The sequence below is a fragment of the Yersinia thracica genome, assembly GCF_902170565.1.
Taxonomy (GTDB): domain Bacteria; phylum Pseudomonadota; class Gammaproteobacteria; order Enterobacterales; family Enterobacteriaceae; genus Yersinia; species Yersinia thracica.
In genome coordinates this window covers 1-11,316 of sequence record NZ_CABHXX010000128.1, presented here as the reverse complement: position 1 = coordinate 11,316, position 11,316 = coordinate 1, and the positions used below count along the sequence as shown (strand labels likewise).

Genomic DNA, 11,316 nt, shown 5'->3' with positions numbered 1-11,316 from the left:
ATTAAGGAGATGGACCTTGAATAAATTATTTTTCAAAAACCAATTAATTAATTCTAGCATAAAGAAACAACTTGAACGAAAACTCGAAAAATACAACAATATCAAATATGCATATGCAATAATGAACAAGAGAAACCCGTCTGATTTCACGGTTATTTCAAATAGGAAAAGATGGTTCGAATTTTACACGAAGAATAATTTTCAGTTTATAGATCCCGTTCTTCTCACGGCAGCACGCTGTGTTATGCCATTCTCATGGAACGAAAATATTATATTAAAGTCACCCAAATTATTTGATTTGGCTAAGCAGCATGATTTTATTAATGGATATACCTTTGTCCTACACGATCAAAACTCAAACTTAGTCGTTCTTTCTCTGATGATAGGCAAAGATGTCGATGTGGAAAAAGAGTTCGATCAGGAAAAAGGTAATATCCAGTTGCTATTAATGAATACTCATGAAGAACTGACCTCACTTTATAACGATGTTAATAGCACTAATGATTTTTATAAAATGAATAAAAACGAAATTTTTTCAAAGCGTGAAAATGAGATTATTTATTGGGCAAGTGTGGGTAAATCCTATCAAGAAATAGCTCTTATTTTAGGAATACAACCCACCACAGTAAAACACCATATGGGGAGAGCGGTTAGAAAACTAGGAGTAACAAATGCCAAGCATGCTATAAGCCTTGCTGTTGAGTTGCAATTGATTAAACCCGTTTATTACTAATCTATAAAGAGAATTTAATATTCAACCAGCCCCACAACGGCTAACTGTAAATTAAATTTCCTTATTGGACGGTCTATTCGTAGTGATTTAGCGTCATTGAATCTGAGTAAAAGTGGATGATTTCTTGACCTATTCACCGGACTCTTACAAAAAAAAGATGTTATGCTCCAGCACTTGGCCTTTGATTTTATTATTTATGGGTATTATTAACCAACTTGGCAGAATAGCCTCCCATATTCAGGAACTGATTTATGAGTAGTCTTCTTCGCATTCGTCAGCTCTATCCAACGCTGGCACAAAATGATCGTAAGTTAGCCGATTTTCTGCTGACTCATCCCGAGCAGGCTCGCCACCTCAGTTCACAAAAGCTGGCACAACAAACTGGTGTTAGCCAATCTGCGGTGGTCAAATTTGCCCAAAAATTGGGCTATAAAGGTTTCCCAGCACTGAAACAAGCATTGAGTGAGATTGTGGCCACTCCTGAGCAGGCCGTCACTCTCCACAACCAAATTTTGAGTACCGACAGTTTAAAAACCGTGGGTGAAAAGTTATTGGCCGAAAAAGTTGCCGCGCTACGAGCGACTCTGGATATCAATAGCGAGCAGCGCTTAGCAGAAGCACTGGCGATGCTACGGGCGGCACGCAGGATTATTTTGACCGGCCTGGGGGCATCTGGCTTAGTGGCAAAAGATTTTGCACATAAACTATTAAAAATAGGCGTTATGGCGGTATCTGAAACAGATATGCATGCACAACTGGCTGCGGTACAGACCTTGGATACCCGAGATTTACTGCTGGCTATCTCCTTTAGCGGAGAGCGTCGTGAGCTGAATCTGGCGGCAGAAGAAGCACAACGTTGCGGTGCTAAAGTGCTGGCGCTGACCAGTTTTACTCCAAATAGCTTGCAGCAGCGGGCTGACCATTGTTTGTATACTATTTCGGAAGAGCCAGCCATTCGCAGCGCAGCTATTTCGTCGAGCACCGCCCAATACGCGCTGACTGACCTGCTATTTATGGCAATGATCCAGCAAGACCTTGAAAGTGCTCAGGAGCATATTAAGTACAGTGCGGCGCTGGTGAAAAAACTGGTCTAAGGACATCAGAGGGGTATAATCCTCCGCTGTTAAGAACACCCGACCTAAGGTAAGAGAGACCATGGCCCTGTTGATTACTCGTAAATGCATCAATTGCGACATGTGCGAGCCGGAATGCCCTAACGAGGCAATTTCCATGGGTGCAGAAATTTATCAAATTGACCCGATGCGCTGTACAGAATGCGTAGGCCATTACGAAACCCCAACTTGTCAGTTGGTCTGCCCTATCGATAATACGATTTCTATCGATCCAGCTTGGGTAGAAACTAATGAACAGCTGTGGGACAAGTTTGTCCAATTGCATCACGCCGATCGTCTCTGATTTTTATGGCTGAATTATCAGTGCCTCCACTGAAGCACTGATAATATAATCAACTCAAATCCGTACTAAACAAACAGGCTAATCAGCAATACCATTGCGAGGCCCACCACTGAGTTAGTTAACTCCAGCAAGCCCCAGGTTTTCAGCGTGTCTTTAATCGACAGATCAAAATACCCTTTGAACAGCCAAAATGAAGCATCATTAATATGAGTAAAGGTATTAGAACCTGCTGCCGTTGCCAGTACCAACAGTGCCGGATCGACTGAGGTAATAGTATGTGTTACTGGGTCCATAACTGCGGCACCAATAATACCTGCGGCAGTCATTGCCGACACCACGCCCTGCCCAGTTGACAGGCGGATAAGCACAGTAATCAGCCAGGCCATGATGTAAGGCGACACCCCACCAGCTGACATCAACATACCAATGGTATCGCCAATGCCAGTATCAATGATGACCTGCTTTAGCGCCCCGCCCGCACCGATGATCAAGATGACCATCGCTATGCCTTTCACCGCCCCTTCAAATGAGTGCATGACCCATTCCATTTTATGACCGCGCCCGGTGCCAAACAGTACAAAGGCAACCAGCATGGCGATAAACATGGCAATGGGTGATGAACCCAAGAAGTTAAGAATGGTGTACGACGTCGTCCCTTTCACCAGCCAGATATTGGCAACGGTGGTAAAAATCATAATGAAAGCAGGGATTAGCGGCACCAGAATCGAGGTGCTGAACGACGGCAAGTTGTTTTCATCAAGCGGATTTTCTGCTTTCAGGAAAGTTGGAATTGGCCGCTCCAAATTACCGAGAAACTTCGGCAAAATCAGACCCGCACAAATAACAGAAGGAATGGCAACCAAAACCCCATAGATATAAACCATTCCCATATCAGCACCATAGGCGCTAACCAGCGCAACGGGTCCTGGCTGTGGTGGGAAAAGGGAATGCGCCGTGGTCGCGGCAGCGACTGCCGGGATCGCCAGTTTGAGGAATGGGATCTTGGCTTCAACGGCAATAGCAATGATCAATGGCGCTAAAATAATAAAGGCAACTTCATAGAACATCGCCAGACCAAAAATCAGGCCAATGATGATGACCGCAAACTCGACATACTTAAGACCAAATCGGCGTAAGAGCGTTTGGGCTATCTGATGAGCAGCGCCGGAGTCGACCATTAACTTGCCGATCACGGCACCAAATACGACAATTATTGCCAGTTCACCGAGCGTCCCACCAAACCCCGCTTTAATAGTATGCAGAAGTTTGAGCAGATCCATCCCAGCGAGAGTGCCCACTAACAGAGCCGCTAACAGCAATGCAATCATTGAATTAATCTGATAGCGTATATTCAGCACTAGCATTAAGCCAATGCCCAATACCACCCATAGGATATTAATCCATTCCATCTTTTATTTTCCCCAGTTATGAAACATCAAATTTTTTCTAGTATCACTATTCTTATATTGGTCAGACCAAATTTAGTGATTTTTTGTTGATCGAAAATCGCCGTCATACTGCTATTTCTGTTTTAATTTTGTATTCGCATGAACAAACTGTCTGTGACGCCCAACAATTTGGTATTACAAGTACCACCAATTGGGCGACCAAATGAAGTATTGGTTAACCAACTTGTCGGGCAGATCGCAAAATTAAGATTTATCTCGGTGAGTTTTCACCCGGTGGGGAGGAACAAAGGACACAAATCCCAGGTTGGGAATAAGAGAAAAGTATGAGAGTGAGGAGTTACGATTGGATAGAATCAAAACAAAAAAGGGCGGTATTTTCATACACACCCTTTCATTCCCGTTCACTGCGTCTTGGTGGCAATAACGAGTTTTAGCTTTCGATAATTACAGTTGCACAAGCATAACGCCGCTCATCTGCCAAGGTCACATGCAAAGATTTAACCCCGAGTTCAACCGCTAATTCTGCCGCACGTTGATGCAAACGTAGCGTTGGTTTACCCAATGCATCGTTAACGACTTCGAACTGGTTAAATGCCAAACCATTACGGATACCGGTGCCGAATGCTTTAGCGGCAGCTTCTTTAACGGCAAAACGTTTGGCCAAAAAACGGATTGGCTGTTGGTGCTGCTGATAATGTTGCCATTCCGATGGACTGAGAATACGCCGGGCCAGCTTATCACCACTGCGTTCAACCACGGCTTCTATCCGAGAAATCTCAACAATATCAGTACCTAACCCAATAATAGCCATTACCGACGCGCTTCTCGCATCAATACTTTCATATCGGTAACAGCAGCAGCAAGCCCCGACATAACGGCCTGACCAATGATTGCATGACCAATATTTAGCTCATGCATCTCTGGTAAGGCGGCAATGGGTTGGACGTTATGATAAGTCAGGCCGTGACCCGCGTTAACTTTCAGCCCTTTGCTGGCAGCATAGGTCGCCGCTTTGGCGATCCGCATTAATTCAGCCTGACGGGCCAAATCTGAAGAAGCATCAGCATATGCGCCAGTATGAATTTCAATGTAAGGAGCCCCGACAGTCACAGCGGCATCAATTTGGCGCATATCAGCATCGATAAACAGTGAAACCAGAATACCGGCCTCAGCAAGCCGTCTCACCGCGACAGTCATTTTATCAATTTGACCTGCAACATCCAGCCCACCCTCAGTAGTGACTTCCTGCCGTTTTTCCGGTACCAAACAGCAAAAGTGTGGGCTTATTTCACAAGCAATACCCACCATTTCATCGGTGACAGCCATTTCCAGATTCATGCGGGTTTGGATGGTTTGGCGCAGAATACGCACGTCCCGATCCGTGATATGGCGGCGATCTTCGCGTAAATGGACGGTAATACCGTCAGCACCGGCTTGTTCTGCAATAAAAGCTGCCTGAACAGGATCGGGGTAAATGGTCCCACGTGCATTTCGTAATGTCGCAATGTGATCAATATTAACGCCCAGCAACAAATCAGCCATGACAGCCCTCCAGGTATGGATGCATCTTTGATAGATTAATAGGCATGCAAGAATGCTTGCCAATAAACGCGTAAGTGTCTGGCAGTTTACACCGAGTCAGTGGGCAGCGGATAGGCACAGTAAAGGAAAGTTGGTAAACCACAATATAAACAGTGGGTTGTAGATACTAAGGCAATGGCTCTGCTGGCGGTTTTATCACAAATTGGCGGAACAGTTCGCGACTTTTTAAGGGCTTACCCCCCAAGTAAGGTTTCAGAGCGATGCGGGTAAAACGCTTGGCTGCACGCAACGTATCAGCATCAGGAAACTCACGGTTAGCCAGAGCCAATAATTGGCGGCCGGTAAAGCTGTAGTGATCAACCACCAAACTGGCAATAAATCCTTTTTCCTCGCGGTAGCGGTAAGTCATGGAGTCAGAAACTGGCTGACCACTGCCCGCACAATGAAGAAAATCAACGCCATAACCAAGATGAGCCAATATCGCCAATTCAAACTGGCGCAAAGCATATTCAGGGGAGCCATCGCTACCAGCCAATGATTGTAAACAATGCAGATAGTCGAAGAATAGAGCGGAGTAATTGGTTTGGTGTTCGAGGACGCGCGCGAGCAGCTCGTTGACATATAAGCCGCTGTACAACATTGAGCCGGTCAATGGGAGAGCCAGAGAAACCGGCTCGGCACTACGCAATGTTTTTACTTCACCACGCCCAGTCCAACGAACCAGTAATGGCGTAAAAGGCTGCAAGCAGCCTTTTAGATTGGAACGGCGACTCCGCGCACCTTTTGCCAACACCCTCATGCGGCCCTCCCCCTCAGTGAATAAATCCAGCATTAAACTGGTTTCACTGTAAGGTCGCCCATGCAGGACAAATGCGCGTTGCCAACCTTCCATCGGCGAGCCTTATTTCAGGTCGTCGGTATAGCCTAAGCTGCGCAATGCACGTTCGTCATCTGCCCAGCCTGATTTCACTTTCACCCACAGCTCAAGATGCACTTTGGCTTCGAACATCTGTTCCATGTCCTGGCGGGCTTCGATACCGATAGTCTTGATTTTTGAACCTTTATTACCGATGACCATTTTCTTCTGGCCTTCGCGCTCGACCAAAATCAGCCCATGGATGTTATAGCCACCGCGTTCATTGGGTACAAACTGTTCAATTTCAACTGTCACCGAGTAAGGTAATTCCTCACCCAAGAAGCGCATCAGCTTTTCACGAATGATTTCTGACGCCATAAAACGCTGGGAACGGTCAGTGATGTAATCTTCCGGGAAGTGATGTACCGCTTCCGGCATATGCTTGCGCACAATACTGGCGATGGTGTCCACATTCATCCCTTTCTCAGCAGAGATAGGAACAACGTCCAGGAAATTCATCTGCTGGCTTAAGAACTGGATATGCGGTAACAGTTTCGTTTTGTCTGTAACGTTATCGACTTTGTTAATGGCTAATAATACTGGACACTGCAAACTGCGCAGTTTATTCACCACCATTTCATCATCAGCAGTCCAGTTAGTGCCTTCAACCACAAAAATCACTAATTCCACGTCACCGAGAGAGCTGCTTGCCGCGCGATTCATTAAACGGTTAATCGCCCGTTTTTCTTCAATATGCAGCCCTGGGGTATCAACATAAATAGCCTGATAAGGCCCTTCAGTATGGATCCCCATAATACGGTGGCGTGTGGTTTGCGGTTTACGTGAAGTGATGGAGATTTTCTGCCCCAGCAATTCATTCAGCAAGGTAGATTTACCCACATTCGGGCGACCTACAATTGCAATAAAACCACAATACGTTTTTTCTACTTCGCTCATTCAAGCTCCAACTTTATCAGCGCTGCTTCCGCTGCCGCCTGCTCAGCTTTACGGCGACTTGAGCCGGTGCCTATTACCGGCTCATTCAAGCCACTCACCTGGCAGTGGATAGTAAATTCCTGGTCATGTGCTTCACCGCGAACCTGCACAACCAGATAAGAGGGTAATGGCAGATGACGGCCCTGCAAGTATTCTTGCAAGCGCGTTTTGGGATCTTTCTGCTTATCACCTGGGCTGATTTCGTCTAACCGACTGCGATACCAGTCGAGAATCAGCCGTCCAATCGTATGAATATCGCTGTCTAAGAATATACCGCCGATTAAGGCTTCGACCGTATCTGCCAAAATTGATTCACGGCGGAAACCACCACTTTTCAATTCACCCGGCCCAAGGCGCAAACATTCACCAAGGTCAAACTCACGGGCCATTTCGGCTAGTGTATTGCCTCTGACCAATGTCGCTCGCATCCGGCTCATATCCCCTTCATCAACACGGGGAAAACGGTGATACAGCTCATTGGCAATAACGAAACTTAATATAGAGTCACCCAAGAACTCCAAACGTTCATTATGTTTGCTACTGGCGCTACGATGAGTCAGTGCTTGCAGCAAGAGCTCCTGCTGTTGAAAAGTGTAGCCCAGCTTCCGCTGTAGCCTATTTATTACGATGGGGTTCATGAGTTACCAATAGATCAAGAATGCGTCAAAAACTACAGCATACGGAACAGGTCTGATTGGCCAAGATGACCAAAACAAAACTGTTTCGTTTGCAGTGGCCCCCATAAAAGAGCCAACTGTTATCGCTCGAAAGGTTATTCTACAACGAGTGGAAATATAATGCTGCGTTTAAATGCCCTGCGGACTTGAAGTGACAGCGTATTTATCCCCCGCCGTCACTTCAATGACTCAATATAGATTAATGAATTCCACCAATACGACTTAAACGCACACCCGTTGGCCATTCACCTTCTTGTTTTTCAAAACTCATCCAAATAGCCGTGGCTTTACCCACCAGATTACGTTCTGGCACAAAGCCCCAATAACGGCTATCAGCACTATTATCCCGGTTATCACCCATCATAAAGTAATGACCTTCTGGCACAACCCACACACCTAGCGGCTGATTAGGCTGCTGATAATAAGCCCCAACCTGCTCTTGGCGACCAGGCACTGTGAGGATCTGATGAGCAACCGGGCCGAGGGTTTCGGTCCGCTCACGTAGACGTACTCCACCATCGGGCACTGCCTGATTTAACGGAATTTGGAAGAAACCAGCAGAGGCCTCACCATTACCGCTATAACGGAATGTTTGTACAAAATCGCTTGGTTCTGATGCACTGTAAGTAATTGGTAATGCACTGTCACAAGAAGTCCCTGTATTACAAGCTGGTTGAACCGTCACTTCTTTACTGATTGGATTATAACTTACCCGATCACCCGGCAAACCCACCACACGCTTGATATAATCCAAACGAGGGTCTAGCGGATATTTAAACACGGCGACATCACCGCGTTTCGGATGCCCGGTCGGGATCAGCGTAGTTTGCGTAATAGGATCTTTAACTCCGTAAGCAAACTTCTCTACCAGAATGAAATCACCGATCAATAATGTGGGCATCATCGAGCCAGATGGGATCTGGAAAGGCTCGTAAATAAACGAACGCACGATAAATACCAGAGCTAACACCGGGAAGACTGAAGCACAAGTCTCAATCCAGCCAGGCTGTCTTGCAGCTGGTGCGAGTGTCTTGTTATCTACCGCACTTCCGGTTTGCGCCTTGATAGCCGCAGTTTGGGCGTTAACAGCCGCAATTTTCGCCTGACGAGCTGGCCCCCATTTAAACCGCTCGAAGCACCAGATAACTCCAGTCACCAACGTTGCTATCGCTAAAATCAAGGCAAACATGTTAGCCATCAAAACTCCTTATTTACTGTCTTTTCCGACATGCAGAATAGCCAGGAAAGCTTCTTGCGGTAATTCAACGTTACCGACCTGCTTCATACGTTTTTTACCATCTTTCTGTTTCTGCAGAAGTTTCTTCTTACGACTAACATCGCCGCCATAACACTTCGCCAATACGTTTTTCCGCAATTGTTTCACAGTCGAGCGAGCAATGATGTGGTTGCCGATAGCCGCCTGAATCGCAATATCAAATTGCTGACGTGGAATCAGTTCCTTCATTTTCTCAACCAGATCACGGCCGCGGTACTGCGCATTATCACGGTGAGTAATGAGTGCCAGCGCATCAACTCGCTCATTGTTGATTAATACATCAACACGCACCATGTCGGAAGTCTGGAAACGTTTAAAATTGTAATCTAATGATGCATAACCACGAGATGTGGATTTCAAGCGGTCAAAGAAATCGAGCACCACTTCAGCCATCGGAATTTCATACGTCAGCGCCACTTGGTTGCCGTGGTAAACCATGTTGGTCTGCATACCGCGTTTTTCAATGCACAATGTAATGACGTTACCCAAGTATTCCTGTGGTAACAGCATATGGCATTCAGCAATAGGTTCGCGCAGTTCCTCAATGTTATTCAATGCTGGCAGCTTGGAAGGGCTATCGACATAAACCGTTTCCTGAGCCGTTGTAATCACTTCATACACCACCGTTGGTGCTGTAGTGATCAGTTCCAGATCGTACTCACGCTCCAAACGTTCCTGAATGATTTCCATATGCAGTAAGCCCAGGAAGCCGCAGCGGAAACCAAAGCCCAGTGCTGTAGAACTTTCTGGCTCATAGAACAAAGAGGCGTCATTAAGACTCAGCTTGCCTAATGCATCGCGGAAAGCTTCATAGTCATCGGAGCTAATCGGGAACAGACCCGCATAAACCTGTGGTTTGACTTTCTTAAAACCAGGTAATGATTTTTCAGCCGGGTTACGGGCCAATGTCAGCGTATCGCCGACTGGCGCGCCCAAAATGTCTTTTATCGCACAGACCAGCCAGCCTACTTCGCCGCAATTCAGTACGTCACGATCAACACGTTTTGGTGTAAAGATACCCAAGCGTTCAGCGTTGTAGCTCTGCCCGGTACTCATAACCTTAACTTTATCGCCTTTACGCAACGAACCATTCTTGATACGGATTAATGATACTACGCCCAGATAGTTATCAAACCAGGAGTCAATAATCAGTGCCTGCAACGGGCCATCTGGATCGCCCTGAGGCGGCGGAATATCACGCACCAGTCGCTCAAGAATATCAGGAACACCTACACCGGTTTTTGCTGAGCAACGCACTGCATCAGTCGCATCAATACCGACGATATCTTCAATCTCTTCAGCAACGCGCTCTGGATCTGCCGCAGGCAAGTCGATTTTGTTCAGAACAGGAACAACTTCCAGATTCATTTCCATCGCCGTATAGCAGTTTGCCAGCGTTTGCGCTTCAACGCCCTGCCCTGCATCAACCACCAATAAAGCCCCTTCACAAGCCGCCAACGAGCGGGAAACTTCATAAGAGAAGTCAACGTGACCGGGAGTATCGATAAAGTTGAGTTGATAGGTTTGACCATCTTTTGCGTGGTAATCAAGCGTCACACTCTGTGCCTTGATGGTAATGCCACGCTCGCGCTCCAGATCCATAGAATCCAGCACTTGAGCGGCCATTTCTCGCTCAGATAAACCGCCACAAATCTGAATAATACGGTCCGACAGTGTCGATTTACCGTGGTCGATATGGGCAATAATAGAAAAGTTTCTTATGTGCTTCATTTATATGAATTTTTCTCTAGTCGTTGTCTTTAATTAATTATTGGTGGACACAGCGATGGACTCAAACCCAAAACTACCCACATAAATATGCACGCATCTTACACTGTAAGTCAGCCTCGTGAAAGGCATCACACTTAGCTTGTTATCTCATTTATGCTGTTAAAATGTATCAGCACCTCTCCATGGGCAGTTATAGTCAAGATGCCATCCTGACTCAACGGCTCATACCCTTCTATTCCATAAATCTTCATTAAATCACTTTAGGAAAATGCTCATTTACCCTCTTGATAAAGAGCCTAAAGTATTAATGTAATTCAATAATAACCAAGTGAAATATCCTCTTAGCGGCCGGATGGAGTATATTATGATCGACGAAGGAAAAATACTTAGCCGCCATGAGTTGAGAAATAAAAACTCAAAATTAACTATTGGCATAATAGTATTTATATTAGGATTGAGCTTTGTAGTAATTAGCTTATCAATGACTACATCTATCTTCTCAACACCTTCAATCCTTTCAATGCTATGCGTTGCTATTGCCAGCATCTCATTAAGCCTATTACTTTATTCGCGTTTATACGAAAGTCCAATATTTACCTATTTTCTTTATGAAAACGGCATTCGTGTTTTTAATCATGACAATGGAAATGTTTATTTTATCTCATTTAATAAAATAGAAT

11 protein-coding genes and 1 pseudogene are annotated in these 11,316 nt (G+C 45.6%); 4 read left to right on the top strand and 8 right to left on the bottom strand.

Annotated features, from left to right (window positions below; all coding sequences use genetic code 11):
• Positions 1 to 16: 16 nt before the first annotated feature.
• The 3 genes from FTA91_RS17530 to FTA91_RS17520 all read left to right on the top strand — a co-directional run bounded on the left by FTA91_RS17530 (position 17) and on the right by FTA91_RS17520 (position 2,149).
• Positions 17 to 733 carry a helix-turn-helix transcriptional regulator gene (locus FTA91_RS17530; RefSeq protein ID WP_050115788.1) on the top strand — a complete coding sequence of 239 codons (717 nt, stop codon included), beginning with the start codon at positions 17 to 19 and terminating at the stop codon, positions 731 to 733.
• A gap of 251 nt (positions 734 to 984) precedes the next feature.
• Positions 985 to 1,827, top strand: a complete 843-nt coding sequence (locus FTA91_RS17525; protein ID WP_050115787.1) for a MurR/RpiR family transcriptional regulator — start codon at positions 985 to 987, stop codon at positions 1,825 to 1,827.
• Between the two features lie 61 nt (positions 1,828 to 1,888).
• Entirely contained in the window at positions 1,889 to 2,149 is a 261-nt protein-coding gene (locus tag FTA91_RS17520) for a YfhL family 4Fe-4S dicluster ferredoxin (protein WP_025379234.1), read from the top strand.
• 65 nt (positions 2,150 to 2,214) lie between these two features.
• Here the strand turns inward: FTA91_RS17520 and gntP are convergent, their stop codons facing one another.
• The 8 genes from gntP to lepA form a co-directional block, all read right to left on the bottom strand.
• Positions 2,215 to 3,558: a gluconate permease GntP gene (gene gntP, locus FTA91_RS17515; protein WP_050115786.1), complete on the bottom strand. Its 1,344-nt coding sequence runs from the start codon at positions 3,556 to 3,558 to the stop codon at positions 2,215 to 2,217.
• A 430-nt stretch (positions 3,559 to 3,988) separates the two neighbouring features.
• Positions 3,989 to 4,369: a holo-ACP synthase gene (acpS, locus tag FTA91_RS17510; protein WP_050115785.1), complete on the bottom strand. Its 381-nt coding sequence runs from the start codon at positions 4,367 to 4,369 to the stop codon at positions 3,989 to 3,991.
• Complete coding sequence (gene pdxJ, locus FTA91_RS17505) at positions 4,369 to 5,100, bottom strand: pyridoxine 5'-phosphate synthase (protein ID WP_038635537.1); 732 nt, start codon at positions 5,098 to 5,100, stop codon at positions 4,369 to 4,371. The genes acpS and pdxJ overlap by 1 nt, the downstream gene beginning before the upstream one ends.
• A 166-nt stretch (positions 5,101 to 5,266) precedes the next feature.
• A complete protein-coding gene (gene recO / locus FTA91_RS17500; protein WP_050115784.1) occupies positions 5,267 to 5,992 on the bottom strand; it encodes a DNA repair protein RecO in 726 nt (241 codons plus the stop codon).
• 9 nt (positions 5,993 to 6,001) lie between these two features.
• The gene (era, locus tag FTA91_RS17495; RefSeq protein WP_032819824.1) at positions 6,002 to 6,913 is read right to left on the bottom strand and encodes a GTPase Era; all 912 of its coding nucleotides are present in this window, start codon (positions 6,911 to 6,913) and stop codon (positions 6,002 to 6,004) included.
• A complete protein-coding gene (gene rnc / locus FTA91_RS17490; RefSeq protein ID WP_038635542.1) occupies positions 6,910 to 7,590 on the bottom strand; it encodes a ribonuclease III in 681 nt (226 codons plus the stop codon). The genes era and rnc overlap by 4 nt, the downstream gene beginning before the upstream one ends.
• A 238-nt stretch (positions 7,591 to 7,828) precedes the next feature.
• Entirely contained in the window at positions 7,829 to 8,827 is a 999-nt protein-coding gene (gene lepB / locus FTA91_RS17485) for a signal peptidase I (protein WP_049561048.1), read from the bottom strand.
• Between the two features lie 9 nt (positions 8,828 to 8,836).
• Positions 8,837 to 10,636, bottom strand: a complete 1,800-nt coding sequence (gene lepA / locus FTA91_RS17480; protein ID WP_050115783.1) for a translation elongation factor 4 — start codon at positions 10,634 to 10,636, stop codon at positions 8,837 to 8,839.
• Positions 10,637 to 11,000: 364 nt separating this feature from the next.
• Here lepA and FTA91_RS17475 point away from each other — a divergent pair.
• Positions 11,001 to 11,316, top strand: a pseudogene (locus tag FTA91_RS17475) (hypothetical protein); the annotation flags it as partial.

Excerpts from the sequence above, each read along its gene's own strand:
- gntP (WP_050115786.1), bottom strand. The coding sequence starts at position 3,558 with ATGGAATGGATTAATATCCTATGGGTGGTATTGGGCATTGGCTTAATG.
- FTA91_RS17520 (WP_025379234.1), top strand. The coding sequence starts at position 1,889 with ATGGCCCTGTTGATTACTCGTAAATGCATCAATTGCGACATGTGCGAG.
- rnc (WP_038635542.1), bottom strand. The coding sequence starts at position 7,590 with ATGAACCCCATCGTAATAAATAGGCTACAGCGGAAGCTGGGCTACACT.
- era (WP_032819824.1), bottom strand. The coding sequence starts at position 6,913 with ATGAGCGAAGTAGAAAAAACGTATTGTGGTTTTATTGCAATTGTAGGT.
- acpS (WP_050115785.1), bottom strand. The coding sequence starts at position 4,369 with ATGGCTATTATTGGGTTAGGTACTGATATTGTTGAGATTTCTCGGATA.
- FTA91_RS17525 (WP_050115787.1), top strand. The coding sequence starts at position 985 with ATGAGTAGTCTTCTTCGCATTCGTCAGCTCTATCCAACGCTGGCACAA.
- lepB (WP_049561048.1), bottom strand. The coding sequence starts at position 8,827 with ATGGCTAACATGTTTGCCTTGATTTTAGCGATAGCAACGTTGGTGACT.
- pdxJ (WP_038635537.1), bottom strand. The coding sequence starts at position 5,100 with ATGGCTGATTTGTTGCTGGGCGTTAATATTGATCACATTGCGACATTA.
- lepA (WP_050115783.1), bottom strand. The coding sequence starts at position 10,636 with ATGAAGCACATAAGAAACTTTTCTATTATTGCCCATATCGACCACGGT.
- recO (WP_050115784.1), bottom strand. The coding sequence starts at position 5,992 with ATGGAAGGTTGGCAACGCGCATTTGTCCTGCATGGGCGACCTTACAGT.